The sequence below is a fragment of the Actinoplanes sp. ATCC 53533 genome (assembly GCF_003947245.1).
The window spans coordinates 92967-116589 of the sequence record NZ_QHHV01000104.1 but is presented as its reverse complement, the minus strand read 5'-3'; the positions used below and the strand labels follow the sequence as shown (position 1 = coordinate 116589).

General features: G+C 72.2%; 17 protein-coding genes. 5 read left to right on the top strand and 12 right to left on the bottom strand.

The annotated features are described in order from the left end of the window. Positions 1-292: 292 nt before the first annotated feature. Entirely contained in the window at positions 293-607 is a 315-nt protein-coding gene (locus DMB66_RS31015; RefSeq protein WP_125807655.1) for a SemiSWEET family sugar transporter, read from the bottom strand. 142 nt (positions 608-749) lie between these two features. Continuing rightward, positions 750-2942 (bottom strand): NAD-dependent DNA ligase LigA, encoded by a 2193-nt coding sequence (gene ligA / locus DMB66_RS31010; protein WP_125807654.1) that lies wholly within the window; start codon positions 2940-2942, stop codon positions 750-752. 289 nt (positions 2943-3231) lie between these two features. Between ligA and DMB66_RS31005 the strand changes: the two genes are divergently transcribed. Then, on the top strand, positions 3232-4941 hold the full coding sequence (locus tag DMB66_RS31005; RefSeq protein ID WP_233624967.1) for a substrate-binding domain-containing protein: 1710 nt from the start codon (positions 3232-3234) through the stop codon (positions 4939-4941). Between the two features lie 188 nt (positions 4942-5129). Here the strand turns inward: DMB66_RS31005 and DMB66_RS31000 are convergent, their stop codons facing one another. The 6 genes from DMB66_RS31000 to DMB66_RS30975 all read right to left on the bottom strand — a co-directional run bounded on the left by DMB66_RS31000 (position 5130) and on the right by DMB66_RS30975 (position 13353). Further along, a complete protein-coding gene (locus DMB66_RS31000) occupies positions 5130-6533 on the bottom strand; it encodes an endo-1,4-beta-xylanase (RefSeq protein WP_125807652.1) in 1404 nt (467 codons plus the stop codon). 100 nt (positions 6534-6633) lie between these two features. Beyond that, positions 6634-7161 carry a hypothetical protein gene (locus DMB66_RS30995; protein WP_125807651.1) on the bottom strand — a complete coding sequence of 176 codons (528 nt, stop codon included), beginning with the start codon at positions 7159-7161 and terminating at the stop codon, positions 6634-6636. Further along, positions 7149-8405 (bottom strand): SGNH/GDSL hydrolase family protein, encoded by a 1257-nt coding sequence (locus DMB66_RS30990; RefSeq protein WP_125807650.1) that lies wholly within the window; start codon positions 8403-8405, stop codon positions 7149-7151. Before DMB66_RS30990 ends, DMB66_RS30995 begins: the two co-directional genes overlap by 13 nt. Continuing rightward, entirely contained in the window at positions 8402-11353 is a 2952-nt protein-coding gene (locus tag DMB66_RS30985) for a glycosyl hydrolase 115 family protein (RefSeq protein ID WP_125807649.1), read from the bottom strand. Before DMB66_RS30985 ends, DMB66_RS30990 begins: the two co-directional genes overlap by 4 nt. 13 nt (positions 11354-11366) lie before the next feature. Further along, on the bottom strand, positions 11367-12641 hold the full coding sequence (locus DMB66_RS30980; protein WP_125807648.1) for an SGNH/GDSL hydrolase family protein: 1275 nt from the start codon (positions 12639-12641) through the stop codon (positions 11367-11369). A 13-nt stretch (positions 12642-12654) separates the two neighbouring features. Continuing rightward, positions 12655-13353: a polysaccharide deacetylase family protein gene (locus DMB66_RS30975; RefSeq protein WP_233624966.1), complete on the bottom strand. Its 699-nt coding sequence runs from the start codon at positions 13351-13353 to the stop codon at positions 12655-12657. Positions 13354-13594: 241 nt separating this feature from the next. Between DMB66_RS30975 and DMB66_RS30970 the strand changes: the two genes are divergently transcribed. Continuing rightward, on the top strand, positions 13595-14698 hold the full coding sequence (locus DMB66_RS30970) for an endo-1,4-beta-xylanase (RefSeq protein WP_125807647.1): 1104 nt from the start codon (positions 13595-13597) through the stop codon (positions 14696-14698). Positions 14699-14773: 75 nt separating this feature from the next. Next, complete coding sequence (locus DMB66_RS30965; protein ID WP_125807646.1) at positions 14774-15832, top strand: LacI family DNA-binding transcriptional regulator; 1059 nt, start codon at positions 14774-14776, stop codon at positions 15830-15832. Positions 15833-15840: 8 nt separating this feature from the next. Here the strand turns inward: DMB66_RS30965 and DMB66_RS30960 are convergent, their stop codons facing one another. From DMB66_RS30960 to DMB66_RS30950, 3 genes are read right to left on the bottom strand one after another with little or no spacing between them, the layout of a single operon-like run. Next, positions 15841-16746, bottom strand: coding sequence for a carbohydrate ABC transporter permease (locus DMB66_RS30960; RefSeq protein ID WP_125807645.1), 906 nt, complete (start codon positions 16744-16746; stop codon positions 15841-15843). Further along, the gene (locus DMB66_RS30955) at positions 16746-17675 is read right to left on the bottom strand and encodes a carbohydrate ABC transporter permease (protein WP_125807644.1); all 930 of its coding nucleotides are present in this window, start codon (positions 17673-17675) and stop codon (positions 16746-16748) included. Before DMB66_RS30955 ends, DMB66_RS30960 begins: the two co-directional genes overlap by 1 nt. Beyond that, entirely contained in the window at positions 17672-19012 is a 1341-nt protein-coding gene (locus DMB66_RS30950; protein ID WP_125807643.1) for an extracellular solute-binding protein, read from the bottom strand. Before DMB66_RS30950 ends, DMB66_RS30955 begins: the two co-directional genes overlap by 4 nt. A gap of 320 nt (positions 19013-19332) precedes the next feature. Between DMB66_RS30950 and DMB66_RS30945 the strand changes: the two genes are divergently transcribed. After that, positions 19333-21708 carry a glycoside hydrolase family 3 N-terminal domain-containing protein gene (locus tag DMB66_RS30945; RefSeq protein WP_233624965.1) on the top strand — a complete coding sequence of 792 codons (2376 nt, stop codon included), beginning with the start codon at positions 19333-19335 and terminating at the stop codon, positions 21706-21708. Between the two features lie 38 nt (positions 21709-21746). Next, positions 21747-23156: a Fic family protein gene (locus DMB66_RS30940; protein WP_125807642.1), complete on the top strand. Its 1410-nt coding sequence runs from the start codon at positions 21747-21749 to the stop codon at positions 23154-23156. Here DMB66_RS30940 and DMB66_RS30935 read toward each other — a convergent pair. Beyond that, positions 23126-23617, bottom strand: a complete 492-nt coding sequence (locus tag DMB66_RS30935) for a VOC family protein (protein ID WP_125807641.1) — start codon at positions 23615-23617, stop codon at positions 23126-23128. The genes DMB66_RS30940 and DMB66_RS30935 overlap by 31 nt on opposite strands. Positions 23618-23623: the final 6 nt, after the last annotated feature.

Sequence of the window (23623 nt, the reverse complement as noted above, 5' to 3'; positions counted from 1 at the left end):
TCCCGCATGCCGGGCACGGTGTCCGCCTCCTGAACATCCGGTCCCATATCCCGGAACTGAACTACACAAAACTGCGCATATCGCGGCCGGCGGTCGCAATCTTGATACCTTCGGGCGTCATCCGCACCCGCGCGCAACAACGTCGATTCTGGGTCGGCGACCCGGCGAGGATCTTGCAGCCGCGTAGTCGCTCGGCAGCGGCGGCAGCAGCGGCAGCAGCAGCAGCAGCGGCGGCAGCAGCGGCAGCAGCGGCGGCGCGGTAGGGCTCGCCGCACCAACGGCTCGAGGTGTTTCAGGCACCCTCGCGGCGCCGGCTGTCGCCTCCGTCTTGCTGGGGCGGACGGTTGTGGCTGCGCAGGAGGCGTCCCACGATCACGGTGGCGATGCCGACGGCCAGGGCGAGGGCGTTGGGCACGACCAGCGGCCAGTCGGCACCGGCCCAGCCGTAGCCCATCCACAATGCGAACCCGGGCAGCAGGACGGCGAAGTATCCCAGCGACAGGTCGTCGGATGATCGGCGGATGACCATCCGTCGGACTTGCAGGAGCGGCGCGACAGCCATCACCACGCCCCAGGTCGCCGCCGCTATGCCGAGAAACGATGCCATCGGTCCGATCACCTCATGTCGTGAGGCGCTCGGCCGGACGGGTCGCGTCGACCCTGGCCGGGTCGGGAGCGCAAACGCAACCGTCCCGATCGTAGCCGAGGGTGCCGGCGGTTGGCGTGGGCCGATGCGGCCCGGAATCCGCTCAGTCCAGGAAGTCCTGGAGGGCGGGGACCTCGCCGGCGTTGTGGGCGGCGAGCAGGTCCGCGAGGCGTGCCGACGGCATGATGCGCACCCCCAGCTCCTCGGCCTTCGCCGCCTTCGAGCCGGCGCCCGCGCCGACCACGACCAGGTCTGTGCGGGCCGAGACCGAGCCGGAGGACTTGCCGCCCAGGTGTTCCACGGCCTCGTTGCCCTCGTTGCGGGTCAGGCCGGGGACCGAGCCGGTGACGACCACGGTCATCGGCTTGCCGTCCGCACGCCGCAGGGGCAGCGGGACGGCGTCGGCGGCGGACCCGGAGCCGGGGCCGGCCTCGGCGGCGGAGCCGGGGCCGGCCTCGGCGGATGGGGTCGCGTCGCGGCCGGGGACGCCGGGCTCGGTCATCGTCACGCCCCGGGCGATCAGCTTGTCGATGACCGGGCTCAGGTCGATCAGCTCCGCGGCGATCGTGGCCGCTCGTTCCGGGCCGACCGCCTCCACCTCCTGCAGGTGCTCCACCGTCGCCGCGCGCAGCGCCGCCATCGTGCCGAAGTGGCGGGCCAGGCGGCGGGACATGGACCGGCCGGTCATCCGGACGCCGAGGCCGGTGAGGACCCGGGACAGCGGCTGGGCCTTGGAGGCCTGGATGGCCGCGACCAGCTTGGTGGCCGAGGTGGGGCCGAACCGCTCCAGCTCGGCGAGGGCCTCCGGGGTCAGGTCGTAGAGATCGGCGGGGTCGGTGACCAGGCCCGCGGCCACCACCCCGGCGATGACCTTGTCGCCGAGGCCCTCGATGTCCATCGAGTCGCGGGCCGCGAAGTATGCCAAGGACTCGCCGGCGCCGCAGGCCCGGCCCTGGGTGCAGCGCCAGCGTTTCTGCGAGCGGTCGATCTCGCCGCCGCAGCGGGGGCAGACCTCCGGCGGGGTGAACGGCTCGGCGTCCGCGGGCCGCTCGTCCAGCTTGGCGCCGGTGATCTCCGGGATCACCTCGCCCGCGCGGCGCACGAACACGGTGTCGCCGACGCGGACGTCGCGGCGGACCAGGTCGCCGAAGTTGTGCAGGGTCGCCGAGGTGACCACCACCCCGCCGACCTGGACCGGCTCCAGCACCGCGACCGGGGTGATCACGCCGGTGCGGCCGACCTGCACCTCGATCGCGGCGAGCCGGCTGGTGCGGGTGTCGGCCGGGAATTTGAACGCGATCGCCCAGCGGGGCGCCCGGCTCGACGAGCCGGCCCGGTCGCGGTCGCCCGGGTCGTCGGCCTTGACCACCGCGCCGTCGATGTCGAAGCCCAGCGTGCCGCGGGCCGCGCCCATAGCGGCGATGGCCGCCGACAGCTCGTCGACGGTCGCGCAGCGGGGCATGCCGGCGGGGGAACCGGCCGTGGTGGCCACGCCCAGCTCGGCGATCGCGGCCATCGCGGCGCCGTGGGTCAGGCCCTCGCCGCCGGGCAGGTCGTGCACCGCATAGGCCAGGAACGACAGCGGCGCGTCGTAGGCACGGTCCTGGGCGCGCAGCGTGCCGGCGGCGGCGCTGCGCGGGTTGGCGAAGGCCTGGCCGCCGTGTGCCGTGCGCAGCTCGTTGGCGCGGGCGAAGTCGGCGTCGGTCATGAAGACCTCGCCGCGCACCTCGACGGTCGCCGGCCGCCGCAGCTCGGCGGGGAGCCCGGCGACGAGCCGGGCCTGGCTGGTGACGTCCTCGCCGGCGCGGCCGTCGCCGCGGGTGGCGATCTGGCGCAGCCGGCCCTCCACATAGCGGGCCGCGATGGCCATGCCGTCGATCTTGGGCTCGACCGTGTAGCCGAGCGCGGGGCCGCCGAGGACCCGCTCCAGCCGGGCCGCCCAACCGCGCAGCTCGTCGGCGTCGAAGACGTTGTCGAGGCTGAGCATCGGGGTGCTGTGCTCCACGTCGCCGGCGGCGACCCCGGCGCCGACCGTCACGGTGGGCGAGTCGCTCTCGGCCCAGCCCGGCTCCACCTGCTCGGTCGCCGCGGTGCGGGCCAGCAGGGCGTCGTAGGTGGCGTCGTCCATGTCGAGGTCGCCGCCGGCGTAGTAGGCGGTGGCGGCCGCGCGCATCCGCTCGATCGCCGCGCGGTATTCCTCGCGGCTGCCGAACGCGGCGGCGTGTGCGGCGTCGACGACCGGTGCCACCTCGTGGCCGGCGGTGATCAGGCCGGCGGACGGTCCCGTGCTCGACATGCGGTGCTCGCTTCCTGTGTGCGGGAGACGATGTACTTGATACCGCAGAGGTGCGACAAAAATGTCTCGGCAGGGCCGGGGCCGCCGGGCGCGCCCGGCCCGCGCACCGACCTCACTCATTGTCGGCACAAGCACACGCAATGCGGTCGATCGAGAGTGATACGGGCCTCAATTTGCAGTTGATGTGAGAATTCAGTCCGAACGTCCATGGCGTTCAGATCTTCACTTGCGGACGATGGACCGCGTGCCCGGACGCCATCGAAGAACATTGAGTATCACCGGCATCGTTGTGAGCGCGGCCACGGCCTCGCTCGTCGTCATCGGTGCCGGATCCTGGCTGGGCTACCAGCGCCTCTCCGCCGACGACTGTGCCGGGCAGGTGAAGCTCGACGTCGCCGCCGCGACCGAGATAGCCGGCGCGGTCCAGGCCGCCGCCGACGAGTGGACGCGGGGTAAGGATGCGCAGGTCGACGGCGTCTGCGTCAAGGTCGGCGTGACCGCCGTCGACCCCGCCGTCGCCGCCGCGACCATCGCTGCCAAGCACGGTGTCGGCCTCTCCGGCCTGAAGGCGGCGCCGGGCAAGCCGACCGTGCCGGACGTCTGGATCCCGGACTCCTCGACCTGGCTGCTGCGGGTCGGCGGCGAGGCACCGGGCTTCGTCCCGACCGACAACACCCCGGTCGCCGAGAGTCCCGTGGTGCTGGCCATGCCGGCGCCGGTGGCGCAGCAGCTGGGCTGGCCGGCCAGGAAGCTCAAGTGGCAGGACCTGCTCGCCCAGCTGACCGGGGGCAACAGCCTGCGGCCCGGCATCGTCGACCCGATCCGGGACGCCGCCGGGCTCACCGGCCTGCTCGCCCTGGGCGGGGCCGCCGGCAGCGATGAGGCGGGCACCCAGAAGAAGGTGCGCGCGCTGCGCGGGCTGGCGGCGAACACCTCGAGCATCCGCCAGGACCTGCTGGAGAAGTTCCCGCGGACGGCCGAGGAGGTCACCACCGGGCTGAGCGCCGCGCCGCTGTCCGAGGAGGACGTGCTGGCGTACAACAGCAACAAGCCGCCGATCCCGCTTGCCGCGCTCTATCTCGATCCGGCGCCGGCGGCGCTGAACTATCCGTTCGCGGTCATGCCCGAGGTCGACGCGCAGAAGGCCGCGGCCGCCGCCGCCCTGCACCAGGCGCTGCGCGGCACCACCTTCCTGAACGCGCTGGCGACCGTCGGCCTGCGGGGACCCGGCGGCAAGACGGGGGCCGGCTTCACCCCGCCCACCGGCGCACCCGCGGTGGCCGCCTCGGCGCCCGCCGGCGCCAGCCCGGGCACCGCCGCCGCCGCGACCCAGGCCGCCACCGCCATCACGCAGCTGCTGGGCAGCTGGGCCGCCATCACCCAGCCGGGCCGGGTGCTGGCCGTCTTCGACATCTCCGGTTCGATGCTGAAGCCGGTGCCCACTGCGGGCAACCTGACCCGTGCCGAGGTCACCAAGCGGGCCGCCGCGCAAGGGCTGCAGCTGTTCGACGACCGGTGGGCCATCGGCGTCTGGTTCTTCGCCACGGATCTGGTCGGCAAACAGGCGTGGCAGCCCAAGGTGCCGATCACCCCGCTGTCCTCGGGGCGCACCAAGCTCAACGACACCCTGAACGAGATGAAGCCGAAGAAGAACGGCGACACCGGGCTGTACGACACCGCGCTGGCGGCGTACAAGAACGTGCAGGACGGGTGGCAGGCGGGCCGGGTCAATTCGGTCATCCTCTTCACCGACGGGGTGAACGAGAACGACGGTGGCCTCGAACTGAACGATCTCGTGGCCGCCCTGAAGAAGGCGCGCAACGCCGACAAGCCGGTCCGCGTGGTGATCATCGGTATCGGCCCCGAGGTCGACCGCAACGAGCTCAAGGCGATCTCGGACGCCAGCGGCTCGGCCAGCGGCGTCTTCATCGCGGAGGACCCGGCCAAGATCAACCAGATCTTCCTGCAGGCGATCGCGACCCGCACCGGCGCGTCGTGAGCCGCGCGGCGGCGTGCCCGGTCAGCCGACCCGGAACGAGGTAACAGCAGGAATCCGGCGTGGCGCGGAGGGTGGGTCCGCGCCACGCCGGAGGCCAGGCCACGCCGGAGAACAGGGCCAGCGCCACGCCGGAAAATAGGCCCGCGCCACGCCGGGAAATGGGGAACGGCAGCGGCGCGGGCCGGGGGTCAGGACGTGGCGCAGGTCGGGCTGGCCGTCGGCCCGCTGCCGGTGCCCTGGAAGCCGAACTCGGTGCTGGAGCCGGCGGCGATCTGGCCGTTGTAGGACACGTTGGCGAAGCGCACGGCGCCGGTGGTGCCGCTGTTCTGCGCGTTCCAGGCGTTGGTGACCGCCGCGCCGGCGGGCAGCGTCAGCGTGACCGCCCAGCCGTTGACCCCGCTGCCACCGGCGGTGACCTTGACCGAGGCGGTGAAGCCGCCGGTCCACGCGTTCACCGTGTAGGTGGCCGTGCAGCCCGCGCCGGACGGCGGCGGCGTGGTGCCGGTCGGCGATGGCGTCGGCGAAACGGTCGGGGAGGTCGGCGGCGGCGTGGTGGGGTTGGTGCCACCGGCGTTGAGCGCGTCCAGGGTGCTCGTGTAGGCGGCCTTCTTGTTGCCGTTGCCGTCGAACAACAGCGGGGTGCCGCTGGCCCGCCACGAGTCGGTGTCGCGGATGCCCCAGACGGTGATGCCGTTGCACCGGGCCACCGCCAGGCAGTCCCTCACCACGTTGCCGTACGTGGTGGCCTGGGTCTGTCCCGAGCCCTCGATGTCCAGCTCGGTGATCTGCACGTCCACGCCGAGCGCCGCGAAGCTCTGCAGCGTGGTGCGGTAGTTGCTGGGATACGGCGAGCCGCTGTTGAAGTGGGACTGCAGGCCGACGCAGTCGATCGGCACGCCGCGGGCCTTGAAGTCGCGGACCATGGTGTAGGCGGCCTGCGTCTTGGCCCAGGTCCAGTTGTCGATGTTGTAGTCGTTGTAGCACAGCTTGGCGCCCGGGTCGGCGGCGCGCGCGGCCCGGAACGCGGCCTCGATCCAGTCGTTGCCGGTGCGCTGGAGGTTGGAGTCGCGCCGGCCGCCGCCGCTGTCCGCGAACGCCTCGTTCACCACGTCCCAGGTGTCGATCTTGCCGCGGTAGTTCGTGGCGACCCGGGTGACGTGGTTGAGCATGGCCTGGCGCAGCGCGGTGCCCTCCATGCCCTGCATCCAGCCGGGCTGCTGCGAGTGCCAGGCCAGGGTGTGCCCGCGGACCTTCATGCCCTGGGCGATGGCATGGTTGACGATCCGGTCCGCGTTGCCGAAGGTGAACTGGTTCTGCTGCGGCTCCGTCGCGTCGATCTTCATCTCGTTCTCGGCCGTGACCGAGTTGAACTCCCGGTTCAGGATGCCGACGTAGGTGCTGTCGCTCAGCTTGTTCGCCGCGACGGCGGTGCCGAAGTAGCGGCCGCTGGCGGCCGCCGAGGCGCCGAGGGTGGTGGCGGCGTCGGCGGAGGGTGCCACGAACAGGGTCAGGCCGCCGGCGGCGACGCTCGCCGCCAGCAGCGTGAGCGTGGTGCGGAGCCGGGGTCTACGGGGGACGGGTCGGTCGGACATGGTGAACGCCTTCCGGATCGGATCGGGGGAACGGGGATTCTTTGGGAGCGCTCCCATCTTGAACCGGCCGAGTCCCGGAGGGAATAGACCGGAGTGATTGTTATCCCGGCGGGCGGTGCCGCGGCAGGGAACGGGCGATGCCGGCGGCGGTGGCCGCGCCGTGGTACTTGCGGACCAGATGCAGACACAGCTCCACGCCGGGCGGTCCGGCCGCCGCCGTGAAGATCGGGTCGTCGTCGACGTACCGCACGCCGGGCGCCAGCCGGACGCGCGGATACCTGCGCCGCAGCTCCTCGGCGTGCGCGGGACAGGTGGACACCGCCCGGCCGTCGAGCAGCCCGGCGGCCGCGACGGTGAAGACCGCCTCGCCGACGGCCAGGATCCGGCAGCCGCGGTGCACCGCCTCGCGCAGGGCGGCGGCCTCGTCGGCGGTGATGGTGTCGGGACCACGCCGCACCGGCGGGGCGATGGCGAGGATGTCCGCCCCGGCGAGCAGGTCGAAGGTGCCGGCGGCGGCGAAGGCCAGGTCGAAGACCGGGCCGGCGAAGACCTCACGGTACGTCGACAGCCGGGCCGGCAGCGCCTCGGGCGGCGGCAGCAGCACCGCCACGTTCGTCATGTTCGCCATCGCAACCACCGTTCCGGAACAGCCCCGGCCAGCGCCTGGTACCCGGCCGGGTTGAGGTGGAGATGATCACCGGTGTCGTAGGCCGGCAGCAGCCGGCGCCGGTCGGCCGGGTCGCGGACCGCCGCGTCGAAGTCGGCGAACCCGTCGAAGCGGCCGCCGCCCCGGATCCAGTCGTTGACCCCGGAGCGGGTCTGCTCCCGGAGCCCGGCCGCGTCGTCGTAGCCGCCGTTGCCGCCAAGAGGTGTCAGGGTGGCGCCGTACACACGCAGGTCGCGGGCGTGGGCCCGGGTGATGATCTGGTCGTAGGCGGCCCGCAGATCGTCGCCCACCCGCTGCTGCGCCTCGGGCGTCGCGGCCGCCGTACCAATGTCGTTGATGCCCTCGAAGACGATCAGCGTGGCGGCACCGCCCAGCGCGAGCACGTCGCGGTCCAGCCGGGCGAGGGCGCTCGGCCCGAGGCCGTCCTGCAGCACCCGGTTGCCGCCGGCGGCCTGGTTGAGCAGGGCGTATCTGCCGTGCAGCCGGGCGGAGAGCTGGTCGGGCCAGCGGTCGTTGCCGTTGGTGGTGGAGCCCCGGCCGTCGGTCAGCGAGTCGCCGAGCACGATGGTCGCGGCGCTGCCGCCCACCGCGAGCACCTCGACTCCGCTGAGGAAGTACCAGTGGTCCACCGGCGTCGCACCGGGCAGGTCCGGGGCGTCGTGGTGGTCGCCGCGCAGCAGGTGCGAGGTCGTCCGGGAGCCGGGATGCGAGGTCACGGCGGTGCTCGCCTGGCCGGTGGCCAGGTAGGCCGTGACGGTGAGTTCGCCGCGGGCGGGCACGTCGAGATCGATGGGATCGGAGACCGCCTGCGCGCCCACCGGGATGGACACCGAGGCCCGCCCGGAGAACGTGACCGGCCGGGCCGTGCCCGGCTCGATCGCGGCCGCGCCCGCCCGGCCCCCGGCGGGCCGGGCGACCGAGACGGCCGTGATCGGCAGTACGGCACCCCCGAACGCGTTGGAGAACCGCACCCGTACGGAGCGCCCGGCGATCGACGCGTGCACCGTCTGGCGCAGGGTGGTGTCCACCAGGACCGAGTTCACCCCGGTGAACGGCGCCGGCGGCAGGTTCCCCGGCTCGGTGAGCTGCGGCATCGAGACCCAGGTGTGCAGCCAGTGCCGCCCGGGGCGGGACCGGCCCCGCAGCGCGGTGGCCACGGAGACCGTCGCGGCCCCACCCAGGCCGAGCAGCGACCGGCGCTTCATCTGCTCACCTGCCGGCTCTCCGGCGGGCCGAGATAGCTGTACTTCACGCCGCCGGTGTCGATCTCAAGACGTTGCACGATCACGGTCGGATCCACCATCCAGAACTTGAGGGTGTGCGCCCCCGCGGCCGCCACGACGTGGGTCGTGGTGGTGCGGTTGACGTTGTCGGAGGTGTTGCGTTCCCACTGCCGGTTCATGGTCGTGTCGTCGGCGCCGGTGGCCGTCGTGATGTTGACCGTCTGCGGCGGCTGGTCGTCCAGGGACACCGCGTACTTGAGGCCGTCGGTCGGGCGGACGTTGTTGCGCGGCGACAGCACCGCGGTCACCTTGACCGGGCCGGTGCTGGTGAGGGTCATCGCGTATTCCAGGCGCGCGCCGGCGCCGCCGAGCGGGGTCAGCCCGTTGCCGGTCTTGCCGATGCCGGGCAGCAGCCGCCAGTCACCCACCTTGCGGGTGTAGTGGTCGGCCTCCATCGCGACGTAGCCGTTCGCCTCGACGAAGCCGCGCGGGCGCAGCACCGGGTTGTCGATCGGCGCCCGCACGGTCACCTCGGCGCCGTTCGCGCCGGTCACGGTGATCGGCACGGAGGTGGTGCCCTTCGGCGCGCGCCGCCAGTCGACCCGGACGGTGGCCCGGACCTGCTGATCGACCTGCCCGGCGGCGGGCGTGACGCGCACCCACGGCACGGACGGGGTGATCCGGTACGGGAACGGGGTCGCGCCCTTGTTGTAAACCTCGATGTACTGCGCCGGCTGGGCCTGGTAGGGGCTGAACGCGGGCAGCGTGACCGGGTCGCCGCCGTCGAGGTCCACGCCCATCTCGGCCGCCACGGGCACCTCGACGCGCTTGAGGTAGGGGTAGATCTCGTCGGGCAGCGCCACGTTGTTCTTCTCCGGCTGCTGCCACGGGGCGTTCGGGCCGTACCGGGCCACGTTCCCGTACCCGATCTTGGGCTGGAGCTGCCAGTCCCGCCACTTCCCGCCGGCCAGCGCGGTGTTGTAGTGCGCGTTCAGCGCCTGGTCCTCGGCGAACCGGGCCTCGGCGAGGTCCGCCAGGGCGTTGGTGGCGGCGCGGCCCTGCCCGGCGTACCGGATGTTGGTGAACTCGGCGTGCCGCAGCGCGTACAGGTTGGCGGTGGCCTTGACCTGGTAATAGACCAGCTGGAAGTAGGCGTCCTGCCAGGCCGCCGGCAGTTTGGTTTTGATCCTCTCGGCCCGGGCGGCCAGCGCCTGCCACTCGGCGGTGACCCGGTCCATCTCCCGGTAGTCGGTGAGGCTGAACGGGTTCCCCTCGTCGTCGTAGCTGATCACGCCGGTGCTGGGGTTGACGGTGATGCGCCGGTTGAGCAGCTCGGGCTTGCGGCGCGACTGCAGGTGGCCGTAGTCGCCGAGCACACCCGCGATCTCGGGCGCCAGCGCCTGGCCGAAGTTCTGCGCGGCGTACCCCCGTTCCCACTCCCCCAGCCCGCTGAGCGGGATGGGCTTCCAGGCGTAGTCCAGGAAGAACTGCGTCGGCTGTTCCTCGTTCTTCAGGTCACCGACGTTGACCATCCAGAGCCGGTCGACCCCCGAGCGGTACGCGAGATCCAGCTGCTCCCAGGTGTTGGTGAGGTTGACCGTGTCGACCCACTTGTAGTTGCGCCCGCCGCCGACGTAGTCGAAGTGGTAGTACATGCCGTAGCCACCGCCGCGGGCCGGCAGCGAGGCGTCCGGCAGCTTGCGCATGTTGCCCCAGTTGTCGTCGCAGAAGACCACGGTGACGTCGTCCGGCGGCCGGTAGCCGCGGTCCCAGTAGCGCTGGACCTCCTTGTAGAGGGTCTGCACCTGGGGCGCGCCGATCAGCCCGGCCTCCCGCAGGATCTGCCGCTGGGTGTCGATGATGGAGCTCATCAGCTCGATGCCGTCGCCGTCGGGCAGGCTGACGTCGCCGTTGCCCCGCATGCCGAGGGTGACGACGCCCTCGATCTTCTCGCGGGCCATCCGCTCGGCCCCGTCCCGCCAGTACGCCTTGATCGCGTCCGGGTTGCGCCGGAAGCTCCACTCGCCGGTCCCGGTGGGGTGCCTGTTCCACTCCTCGATGCCGCGCATCATCGGCGCCTCGTGCGAGGTGCCCATCACCACGCCGTAGAACGAGGCGGTGGCGTGGTTCTGCGGATCGTCCTCGGCGAAGGCGCGTCCCCAGACGGCCGGCCACAGGTAGTTGGCCTTCAGCCGCAGCATGGTCTCGAAGACCTTGGCGTAGTAGGCCGCGTTGAGCCCGTTCGGGAAGCCGGGTGCCTTGCCGGGCCCGAAGTAGCGGGGCGCCCAGGTGCCGGTGGCCGGGTTCTCGTCGTTGATGAAGAAGCCGCGGTACTTCACCGCGGGCGTGCCCTGGGTGTGCCGCCCGGGCAGCAGGTAGACGGCGTCCCGGTGGCTGACCGGGACGTCGTCGAAGAACCGCCAGGGCGAGACGCCGAGACGCTTGGACAGGTCGTAGGCGCCGTAGATGCTGCCGCGCTGGTCGCTGCCCGCGATCACGAACGCCCGCCGGACCCCCGGCAGCGGATTTTCCACGATCTGCTCGACGGTGGTCTCCCACTCGCCGGCGATGCCGCGCACGTCGAGCTTGCCCGCGGCGACCAGCCGGTCGATCAGCGGGCTCTTGCCGATGGTGCCGACCAGCACCGGGTCGCGCCCGCCGGGCACCCGGTCGTGGGCGACGACCGGCGTCACCCCGGTGACCGCGGCGATGTCCGCGCTCAGGTCGTCGACCACCCGGATCACCCCGGCGTGGTCGCCGGCGCTGACCACCAGCGGCGCGGCGCGGCCCGCCGCCACGAGCGGGAACCGGCCGTGGCCCGGCCGGTCGGAGACGTAGGAGTCGCGGTGCTCGACGTGCGGCGCGGCCGCCGCCGGTATCGCGACGAACAAGGGCGCGGCCAGGGCCGCGAGAGCGAGCAAGAGCTTCATCGGTACGCCATCCCTACCGGAAGAGGCGCAGGGGTACGGCCGCCGCGAGCGCGGCCATCCCGGCGTCGTTGGGGTGCAGGTGGTCACCGCTGTCGTAGGCCGACGCCAGGCGCAGCGGATCGGTGCGGTCCCGGACGGCGGCGTCGAAGTCGACCACCGCGTCGTACTCGTCGCCGGTCCGGATCCAGCGGTTCAGCGCCGCGCGCTTGCGCTCGTTCTCCACCGAGTAGAACCCCAGGGTGTCGTCCTTGAACGGCAGCACGGTGGCGCCGTAGGCACGCAGGCCGGCCTGGTGCGCACGCGCGATGAGCTGGCGGTGCCCGGCGATCAGGTCGTCGGCGGAGACGGTCTCGGACGCCGGGGCGGTGCTGCCCGGATGGCCGAGGTCGTTGACCCCGAGCAACACGATCAGGTGTTCCGCGCCGGGCTGGGCGGTCACGTCGCGGTCGAAGCGGCGCAGCGCGCTCTGCGCGAAGTACGCGGCGTACGCCTCGGCGCCGCTGCCGGCCGGCGGGTTCGGGTCGTGCAGCAACCGGTTGCCGGAGACGCCGACGTTGACCACGCCGCGGTCGATACCGGCGGCGCGCAGCCGCTGGGCGAGCAGGTCGGGCCACCGGTGGTTGAGGTTCGCCACCGAGACCGCGCCGTTGGTGATGGAGTCGCCGAGGGTGACGATGGCCCCGGCGGGCGACGCGACGCTGACCCCGGACAGGAACAGGTTCTGCGCGACCACGGCGGTGGGCGTGACGGTGCGGGCCGCGGTGACGTTGCCGGCGGCGATCACGTTGTCCTGGAACGCGAAGGCGGCCAGCGTGGTCACCGGGGTGCGCCGGGGCAGGTAGAGGCTGACGGTCAGTTCCGTGCCGGCCGGGAACGGCAGCTGCACCGGGTCGCTGACCAGGGGCGAGCCGGCCGGGATGGTCACCGCGGTGCGCCCGCCGAAGGTCACCGGGCGGTCGGTGCCGGGCCGGGTCGCGGTGCTCGCCCCGGTCCCGGCCCGGCGGGCGACCCGCACCTCGCCGATGACCAGCGGCTGCTCGCCGAACTCGTTGGTCAGCCGCACCCGCAGCCGGTCGCCGCCGGCGCTGACGTGCACGACGTGCCGCACCGTCTGGTTCTCCAGCACCGCCGGCGGTCCGGGCGGGACGGTGGTGGGCGCGGCCGCCCACGTGCCGGTCCACCGTGGGCCGGCACCGGGCCGGCCGGCCGCCTGCGCGGGCGCGGCCGGCAGCGTCGCGGCGACGGCGGCACCCGAGGCGAGGGCGAGCAGTTCGCGTCTGGTGGACACAGGTCCTCCTTGGTCAGCCACGGCGCCGTGGCAGGGTGAAGCGCCAGCCCTGGGCGCGCAGTTCGGGGATGACACGGTCGACGGCGGCCACCGTCTGGCTGCGGTCGCCGCCGCCGTCGTGCATGAGCACGACCGCGCCGGGGGTGATGCCGTCGCGCAGGCGCTGCACGAGCACCTCGGTGCCGGGCGGCTCCCAGTCGCTGATCGCCAGCCGCCAGCCCAGCGGCTGCATGCCGAGCTCCGCGGACACCTGCGGGCTCTGCCCCCAGCTGCCGTACGGTGCCCGGAAGTACGGGATGCGCGCGTGCGGTACGGCCTGCCGGATCAGCGCGCTGGTCTGCGCCAGGTCGCCGCGGATCTGTTCCGGGGTCAGGACGCTCAGGTCGTCGTGGTGCAGCGAGTGGTTGCACAGGACGTGGCCGCCGGCGGCGATCCGGCGTACCACCTCGGGGTGCGCGCGGACCTGGTCGCCCACCAGGCAGAACACCGCGCGCACGTGCCGCCGGCGCAGCACGTCGAGCAGGCGGAGGGTGTCGGCCGGGTTGGGCCCGTCGTCGAAGGTGAAGCTGACCACGGCGCCGTCACCGCGCGCGGTGTCCACCACGGCCGCGGTCGGCCCGCCGGCCCGGGCCGGTCCGGCGAGGCCGCCGGACAGCAGCAGCACCGACATCGGCAGCGCCAGCCGGCGCCACCACTTCGGACGATGAGACATGGAGACCCTCCGAAAGTTTCGGAAACCGCACAGCCGAACGTCCGTAACATAGAACTCGGTCGAAGTCGCGTCAAGAAGGTGCTGCGCCCCAGATCAAGGGCTCACGTCATTGATCTTCGCCTTTGTGTGTCCATGTTGTTTCCTGTTGACCGGCGATCCTGATCGGCATATGTTCCGGTCACGTAACGGAACTTCTCGGAACTCTCGGCCGTCCCCGGAAGGCCGGAAAGGACATACCGCGATGAGAGTTCGCGCCCTCGCCGGTGTCGTGCTGCTGGCGACCATGACCCTGGCCGGCACCCCCGCCACCGCGGCCCCGCCGGCCGCCGCCCCATCGGACACCGCCCCCTCAGCCGCCACCGCCACCGCCGCCGCACCCACCGCCACCGGCCTGCGCACCGTCGGCGACCGGGCCGGCCTGCGGATCGGCACCGCCGTCGACATGGCCGCCCTGGCCGGCGACGCCCCCTACCGCGCCGCCGTGGCCCGCGAGTTCTCCACCGTGACGGCGGAGAACGTGATGAAGTGGGAATCCACCGAGCCCCAGCAGGGCGTGCACGACTGGGCCGCCGCCGACCGCCTGGTCGACTTCGCCCGCGCCAACCGGCAGAAGGTGCGCGGGCACACGCTGGTCTGGCACAACCAGAACCCGTCCTGGGTGAACGAGCAGGCGTTCACCCCCGAGCAGCTGCGCGCGGTGCTGCGCAGGCACATCATCGACGAGGTCTCGCACTTCCGCGGCCGGGTCTGGCACTGGGACGTGGTCAACGAGGTCTTCAACGACGACGGGACCTGGCGCGACACCATCTGGCTGCGCAACCTCGGGCCCGGCTACGTCGCCGACGCCTTCCGCTGGGCGCACCAGGCCGACCCGCAGGCCAAACTGTTCCTCAACGACTACAACAACGAGGGCGTCAACGCCAAGAGCGACGCCTACTACGCGCTGGTCAAGCAGCTGAAGGCGGCCGGCGTGCCGGTGCAGGGGTACGGCGTGCAGGGCCACCTCGCGGTCCAGTACGGCGTGCCCGGCGACACGCTCACCAACCTGCGCCGCTTCGAGAAGCTGGGGCTGCAGACCGCCTTCACCGAGGTCGACGTGCGGATGCCGCTGCCGACCGACCCGATCAAGGTGCAGGCCCAGGCGCAGGGCTTCACCGCGCTGCTGCAGGCCTGCCTGCTGGCCGACCGGTGCGTCTCGTACACGTTGTGGGGCTTCACCGACCGCTACTCGTGGGTGCCCGGGGTCTTCGACGGCCAGGGCTCGGCGACTCCGCTCGACGAGAACCTGACACCCAAACCCGCGTACGCGGCACTGCGCGACACGCTGGCCGTCGCCGGCCGCTGACCGGTGCGGATCCGGGCCCGCCCCGCACCGGGGCGGGCCCGCCCGGCACCGGCCCTGAAAGCGAGGAGGACGCCGTTGACCGCGCACGAGCGCCGGGTGACCATCGCGGCCATCGCCGACCTGGCCGGCGTCTCCGTGCCGACCGTCTCCCGCGTGCTCAACGGCCGTGCGGACGTCTCCACCGCGACCCGGGAACGGGTCGAGCAGCTCCTGCGGGACCGCGGCTACCGGCGGCGCAACTCCCGCCAGCCGGGCCGCGCGCAGATCCTCGACGTGGTCTTCGACGCCCTCGACAGCCCCTGGGCGGTCGAGCTCATCCGTGGGGTGGCCGACGTGGCGCACGCCGCCGGGGCGGGCACGGTGGTCTCGGCGGTGCACCAGGACGAGACGGCGACCCGGCAGTGGCTGCGCAACCTGCGCTCGCGCACCTGCGACGGGGTCGTCTTCGTGCTGGCCGAGCCGACCGCGCCGATACACACCCAGCTGCGCCGGCTGCACATCCCGGTGGTCGTCATCGACCCGCCGTCCAACCACCCCGCGTCCGGCGCGGGCGTGGGCGTGGGCGTGGCGACCGTCGGCGCGACCAACTGGGCGGGCGGGCTCAGCGCCACCGAGCACCTGATCGCCCTGGGTCACCGGCGGATCGGGCTGATCGCGGGCCCGCGCGGGCTGGCCTGCAGCCGCGCCCGGCTGGACGGCTACCGGGCCGCCCTGGCCGCGGCGGGGATCGGCCTCGACGCGGGCCTGATCGTGCAGGGCGACTTCCAGCACGAGTCCGGGTACGTCGCCGGCGGCCGGCTGCTCGATCTCGCCGAGCCGCCGACCGCCGTGTTCGCCACCAGTGACCAGATGGCGCTGGGTGTCTACGAGGCCGCCCGCCGCCGCGGCCTGCGGGTGCCCGCCGACCTGAGCGTGACCGGCTTCGACGACCTGCCCGAGGCCCGCTGGTCCGCACCCCCGTTGACGACCGTGCGCCAGCCGCTGGCCGAGATGGGCGGGCTCGCCGCGCACACCGTCCTGCGGCTGGCGCGCGGCGAGACCCTGCAGGCCCCCCGGGTCGAGCTCGCCACCGAGCTCGTGGTGCGGCACAGCACCGCACCGGTCATTCCCCGCAACCCACGCTCAGGCCGCTGAGCAGCTGATCACTTCCCGAAGCCCGCGGTCAGGCCGCTGAGCAGCTGACGCCGGCCGATGGCGTAGCAGATCAGGATCGGCAGGGTGGTCAGCACCACCGAGGCGAGCACGGCCGGCACGTTGACGCCGTACTGGCCCTGGAAGCTCCACAGCCCCAGCGGCAGGGTGCGCTGCTCGGGGCTCTGGGTGAGGATCAGCGGCAGGATGAAGCCGTTCCAGACGCCGAGTCCCTGATAGATGGTCACGGTGACCAGCGCCGGGCGGGTCAGCGGGAAGGCCAGCCGCCACAGCGTGCCCCACTCGGTGGCGCCGTCGAGCCGCATCGACTCGAACAGCTCCTTCGGCACGTCCCGGATGAAGTTGGCCAGCACCAGCACCGACAACGGAATGGCGAAGGCGATCGACGGCAGGATGATCGCCATCAGGGTGTCGTACATATGCAGCCGGATGATGATCAGGTAGATCGGGATGATCACCGCCTGCAGCGGGATCGCCAGGCCCATCAGGAACAACCCGTTGACCGAGCGCAGGAAGCGGCTCCCGGCGCTGCCACGGACGATCGCGTACGCCGCCATGAACGAGATCAGCACCGCCGGGAGGGTCGCCCCGGCCGTGACCACCAGGCTGTTGCCGAAGTACCGGGTGAAGTCCGCCTCGATGACCTGGCGGTAGTTGTCCAGCGTCGGCTCGGTCGGCGGGGCCAACGGATTCTGGACGTAGTAGTTGGCCCGCGTCTTGAAGCTGGTGATGACGATCCAGTAGATCGGCAGCATCACCACCACGAGCCACAGCCAGCCGAAGCTGCCGCCTATCCAGTTCCACCGCAGCAGGGCCGAACGGCGCCGCGTGCCGCCCTGGTCGGCCGGCGCCGGTCCACCGGATCTGGGCGGTGCCGGCCGGGTCGAGATGGCCATCAGGCACCTTCCAGTTGGCTGTCGGACGAGCTGCCCCCGCCGAGCCGGCGCAGCAGCAGCGCCAGGCCGAGCCCGACGAGCACCAGGATCACCGCGATGACGCTGGCGGGCCCCATCAGGTTGGCCTTGAATCCGGTCTGGTACATCTCCAGCGCCAGTACCCGGGTGGAGTCACCCGGTCCCCCGCCGGTGAGGACGAAGATCAGGTCGAAGAAGGTCAGCGACCCCACCACCATCAGCGTCGACGAGGTGATGATCGTGTACTTGAGCTGGGGCAGGGTGATGCTGAAGAACGTGCGGATCTTGCCAGCGCCGTCGATCTCGGCCGCCTCGAACATCGACGTCGGGATCTGCCGGATGCCGCCCTGGTAGATCAGCGAGTGGAACGGGATGAACTGCCAGGACACCACGAAGACGAGCACGCCGAGGGCGAGGTTGCCCTGGCCCAGCCAGTCCTGGTTGAGCAGCTCGACGCCCAGCCCGGCGCCGAGCCCGAAGTTCGGGTTGAGCAGGGCGCTGAAGGTGATGGCGATGGCCGCCGAACTGAGCAGCAACGGGATGAAGTAGAGCACGGCCAGGAATCCGCGGTATCTCTTGTGCGCGGCCAGGAAGACGCCGATCAGCAGGCTCATCGGCGTCTGGAAGACCCAGGAGAGGGCCATCACCAGGAAGGTCACCCAGAGCGCGTGCAGCAATCCGGGCTCGGTGAGCACCGCCGTCCAACTGTCCAGCCCGGCCGGCTTGATCGCATCATCGATGCCGTCCCACTGGGTGAAGCTCAGGCCGAGCACGCCCACCAGCGGGATGACGCCGAACGCCGTGAACATCACCAGCGCCGGCAACACCATCCACAGCACGGGCTTGCTCCGCCCGCCGGTCGGGTTGGAGCTTCTCGCCACCCGGTCCGGGGGCGGAGCAAGAACCGTCATTTGCCGATGACCTGATTCATGTTGGTGACCCACTGCTGCGGCGACACCTGGTTCTGGAACAGCTTGGCGATGTTGTCCAGCAGCGCCTCGGCCGCGGTCGGGCTCAGCGCCTGGTCCCAGGACTGGGCGAAGGTCTTGGCGTTGACGGAGGTGTCGTAGACGAACTTGAGGAACGCGGCGTCCGGCGAGGCGGCCAGGATGCTCTCGGTGCCCTTGACGACCGGGACCGAACCACCCTGGTCGATCCAGGCCTTGGTCTCGTCCGCGTCGAGCACCCCGCTGGTGAAGAACTTCTTCGCGGTCTCCTTCTGCTCGGCCGTGGCCTTGGCCGAGATCGCGAGATACTGCCCCGGGTTGCCGACCGTGTCGGTGGGGTCGCCCTTGCCGCCCGCGACCGGCGGGAAGTTCATCCAGCCGAGGTTGCCGCCGGAGACGAAATCGCCGCCGTCGTTCTTCATGCTGCCGTAGGTCCAGCCGCCGTGCAGCATCATCGCGGCCTTACCGGTGTAGAGCAGGGCCTGGTCGGCGTTGTCGGCGGCGTCGACCGAGGAGAAGCCCTTGCCGAACGCGCCGTCCTTCACCATCGTCTGGATCTTGGTGAGCATGTCCAGCACCGCCGGGTCGGACCAGGCGTCCTTCTGGCCGTCGAAGACGGCTTGGAAGACCGCCGCGCCGCCGATGCGGTCGAGCAGGAACTCCAGCCACATCATGTTGGTCCAGCGGGCCTTGCCGGCCAGCGAGAACGGCGCGATGCCCTTGCCCTTGAACTTCGGCACCAGCGCCATCATGTCCTCGAACGACTGCGGCGGCTGCGCCCCGGCCTGCTCGAAGACCTTCTTGTTGTAGTACAGGACGATCGGCTGCACGGTCTCGCACGGCATGGCATAGATCTTGCCGCCGACCGTGGCCGGGCCGAAAGAGGACGGGAACAACTTGTCCTTGACCGCGGCGTTCTCGCCGAACCAGCCGGTCAGATCCTCGACCTGGCCGGCGTCGACGTAGCTCTTCAGGCCGCCGCCGCCCCAGCCCCAGATCAGGGTGGGCGCCTGGCCGGCGCCGATGGCCGTCTTGATCTTCTGCTTGTAGGCGTCGTTCTCGAAGGCGGTGAACTGGAGCTTGTTGTTCGGATTGGCCTTGTTGAACCGCTCGGCCGCGGCCTGCCGGATGCCCTCGCCGGGCTGGCCGGTGAGGAACCAGTAGCTGGCCGTGCTCGCGGCGCCACCACCACTGGAACCGCCACCCGGGCCGGAACTGCCGCAGGCGGTCAGGGCCGCGCCGGCGCCGGCGGCGGCGGTGAGGCTGAGGAAGGTGCGACGGGATATCGGACTGCGTTCCACGCTGGTCTCCGTACTCGAAAGCCGCTGGCGTGCGGCCGGTCGAAGGTGCTGAGGGGTGGTCACCGAACCCGGTTCCGAGGTCTGGAACTTTCGATCGACAACCGCAAGTTACCGAGAGATTTCGTTAACGTAGGATTTCACGATAGGTGTGTCAAGGCCCTTGAAAGACTCGTGCTCTACCAGCGAGAGTGGACCCCAATGCAGCGCTGTGAGGCCGATCCACCCCCGCCCAAGGTCACGGTAAGGTCGCGGTCCGGTCTCGGCGACAGTCCGAAAGTTTCGGAGCGCCTGCACCCGTCCGGCTCGTAAGGAGAACCATCGTGACGACACCTGACTGGCACGACCCGACCCGCAGCGTCGCTGACCGGGTCAGCGCACTGCTGGCGCACATGACCCTCGAAGAGAAGGTCGCACAGTTGGGCAGCCGGTGGGTCAACAACGACATGGACCATCGAGAGGAAGCGGACGCCGAGCCTGAGGCGAACCTCAACGTCGCGCCCATGCAGGACGTCTTCGCCGCCTCCGGCACCGTGCCGTTGCAGGAAGCGAGCCGGCACGGCCTCGGCCACCTCACCCGCGTCTACGGCGGCAGCCCGCTGACCGTGACCGAGGGCGCGGCCGAGGTGGTCCGCCAGCAGCGCATCGTGCTCGACGACAGCCGGCTGGGCATCCCGGCCCTGGTGCACGAGGAATGCCTGACCGGCTTCACCACCTACGGCGCGACGGTCTACCCCGCCGCGATCGCCTGGGGCGCGACCTTCGACCCGGACCTGGTGGAGCGGATGGCGGCGGCGATCGGCCGCGACATGGCCGCGGTCGGCGTGCACCAGGGGCTCTCGCCGGTGCTGGACGTCGTGCGCGACTACCGCTGGGGCCGGGTCGAGGAGACCATGGGCGAGGACCCGTACCTGGTCTCGATGCTCGGCGCCGCGTACGTCCGCGGCCTGCAGGGCGCCGGGGTCATCGCCACCCTCAAGCACTTCGCCGGCTATTCCGCCGCCCGGGCCGCCCGCAACCACGGGCCGGTGCCGATGGGCCGGCGCGAGCTCATGGACGTGATCCTGCCCAGCTTCGAGATGGCGGTCCGGGTGGCCCGGGCCGGCTCGGTGATGAACTCGTACTCCGACGTGGACGGCATGCCGGCCGCGGTGGACTCGTGGCTGCTCACCGACCTGCTGCGGGACCAGTGGGGCTTCACCGGCACGGTAGTGTCCGACTACTGGTCCGTGCCCTTCCTGGCCATCATGCACCGGGTCGCCGCGGACCTCGGCGACGCCGGCGCGCAGGCGCTGGCCGCCGGCATGGACGTCGAGCTGCCCGACACGGTCGGCTTCGGGCCCAGCCTCGTCGAGCGGGTGCGCGCCGGCGAGGTCGGCGAGGACCTGGTGGACCGGGCCGCCCGGCGCCTGCTCACCCAGAAGGTCGAGCTGGGGCTGCTCGACCCGGGCTGGACCCCGGAGGGCTCGGTGGCCGCGGCGGCCGGCACCGACCTGGACTCCCCCGCCAACCGGGAGCTGGCCCGGGAGCTGGCCGAGCGCTCGATCGTGCTGCTCGACGCGGGCACCGCGCTGCCGCTGCTGGACGCGGGCCGCCCGGCGCCGCAGCGCGTGGCCGTCATCGGTCCGTGCGCCGACGACCCGCGCACGTTCATGGGCTGCTACGCGTTCCCGAACCACGTGCTGCCCCGGCACCCCGGCCTCGGGATGGGCATCGAGGTGCCGACGGTGGTGGACGCGCTGCGCGCGGAGCTGCCTGGCGCCGAGGTGGCGTACGAGAAGGGCAGCCAGGTGCAGGGCACCGACCGTTCCGGCTTCGCCGCCGCCGCCGACGCTGCCCGCGACGCGGACCTCTGCGTGGCCGTCGTCGGCGACGTCGCCGGCCTGTTCGGTCACGGCTCGTCCGGCGAGGGCTGCGACGCCGAGGACCTGCGGCTGCCGGGCGTGCAGGCCGACCTGCTGGCCGAGCTGCTCGACACCGGTACGCCGGTGGTCGTGGTCGTGGTCTCCGGACGCCCGTACGCGCTGGGCGACGTGCACGGCCGCGCCGCCGGGCTGGTGCAGGCGTTCATGCCGGGCCAGGAGGCGGGCGCGGCCATCGCCGGCATCCTCAGCGGCCGGATCCAGCCCGTCGGCAAGCTGCCGGTGCAGATCCCCCGGCTGCCGGGCAGCCAGCCGAGCACCTACCTGCAGCCGCCGCTGGGCGCGGACCGCACGGACATCAGCAACCTCGACCCGACGCCGCTGTTCCCGTTCGGCTTCGGGGCGTCCTACACCACGTTCACGCTGGACGACCTGCGGATCAGCGCGGCCGAGGTGCCCACCGACGGCGAGTTCACTGTGTCGGTCCGGGTCTGCAACACCGGCGAGCGCACCGGCGAGGAGGTCATCCAGCTCTACCTGCACGACACGGTCGCGCAGGTGACCCGGCCGGTCAAGCAGCTGACCGGCTTCGCCCGGGTGTCGCTGGAACCGCACACCGACGCCCTGGTGCGCTTCCAGGTGCACGCCGACCGGACCGCGTTCACCGGCCGCGACCTGCACCGTATCGTGGAACCGGGCGACATCGAGATCATGGTCGGCACGTCGGCGGACGACCTGCCGTGCCGCGGCACGGTCCGGCTGACCGGCCCGCTGCGGGTGGTGGGCGCCGACCGCCGGCTCGTCACCCCGGTGGACGTGATGCCCACCAAGGACTGAGGCCGGCCACGCGACACCGCGTGGCACGATGGCTCCCGATGACCGACGACTCGCGGAAGCTCGTCCGGCCGATGGACCTGTCCTGGGCGGACGCCGATCCGGCCCGGCACCCGTTCGACCCGGACGAGGCGCCGGCCGTGGTCCGCGGCCTCGTGCCGGCCGTGCCGCCGGCGCGCTCCGGCGACCGCGAGGCCGGGCGGTGGGTCAGGGCGACGAGCCACGCTCTCGTCCAACGGTACGGCCGCTGGGCGTGCGGCTGGGCCTGGGCGCCCAGCGGCGGGTGGTGCTGCCTCTCCCACTCCGTCACCACCCAAGGGGAGACCCTCGCCCTCGTCACGGCCGGGCTGATCGAGTGGCGGGGCTGGCTGGAGGGCGTGGCCGAGCGGTTCGACCGGTTCCTGCCGCTGCCCGACCTCGAGGCCGAGCCGGACGCGGCCCTGGCCGCGTGGGAGATCGCCGTGGCCCAGCTGGTGGCGGTGACCGCGGGCCAGGCCGACAGCGACGGCTGGCAGACCTACGTCCGCCTGGTCCTCACCTGGTTCCTCAGCGCCGCGGGCGTTCCGGAGCAGCGGCACAGCGAGCTGATCAGCGACGCGATCGGCGGACGGTTCAGCAGCTGGGTGCTGCCGTCCAGCACGGACATCGCCGACACCGCGGAGGACTTCGCCCGGCAGGTCGTCGGCGAGCGGGCAAGCCGGCTGCCGGCGCTGGACGGATTCCCGGCCGAGGAACTGCCCGACACCTGGCCGGACGCCTGGCCGTCCTGGCGGACCAGCAACGTGCCGGCCGCCGACCGCCGCCCGATCCGGCGCGAAAACAAGCTGTACGCCGACGATCTGAGCGCCTGGCGCGACGTGCGGACCCGGGTCGACTGGCACGCCGCCGCCGGGCACACCCCCGGGCCGGTCGCCGCCGACCGGGACGGCATCGCCGAACACGCCGCCCGACGCGGCCCCGGCGGCCGGGAACTGCTCGCGACCCTCGACCTGGTCCGGGCGGCGGTGGCCGAGGGCGGCCCGCTCACCTTCGCCCGGCTCGCCCGGTGGCAACGCACGGTGCTGACCGTCCTCGAGGCGCCGTTCCGCACCGGCGAGGCCCGGGCCAAGGGCGGTCGCGAACGGTACTCCTGGCGGCCCGGCCTACCGGAGGAGTTCGAGCAGTGCCTGGCCGAGGCCACCGACGACGAGGTGCCGCTGGCGTCCCGGGCCGCCCGGCTCTACCTCGATGTGTTGTTCTTCCATCCGTTCGACGACGGCAACGCCCGCTCGGCCACGCTGGCGGTCTACTACCTGCTCGCCCGGGACGGCGTGGTGCTCGACCGCGCCGCGCCGCTGCTGATGACCATCCGGCGGGCGGACGACGCCGCCGGCGCCGCCGGGCTGGCCGGTCTCATCGAGATGCTGATCCGGCAGACCGCTCACCCGGCCGGCAGCCGGGGCTCGGAGTAGAAACCGACGTACCCACCGCCCCGGGACTCGACGCCGGTGAACCCGTCGGTGCCGGCGGTGTAGTAGTAGAACCGCAGCACCGTACCGTCCGGATCGGGCACGTCCAGGACGGTGCCGGCCGGGGTGTCGAACGGCTCGGCGTGCTTGATGCCGAAGCGGGCGCAGCGGGCGATCAGCTCGTCGAGGACGGCACGGGAGGTCGGGGTGAAGGCGAGCACGTCGAAGCCGTCCAGGCTCGGCGTGCCGGCGCAGACCGCCCGGTCCCGCAGGGCGATGCCGAACCGGCCCCGCGGATCGATCAGCCCGGCGCCGCGCAGCACACCGTCCTCCACGAACTCGGAGAACAGCCGCAGGCCGAGCAGCCGGCGATACCAGTCGACGCTCCGGGCCAGGTCGGTGACGGGCAGCTTGATCTGCGCGATCCGGTCCAACCCGGCGATGCCCTGCTCTGTTGTGGTCATTCCTCG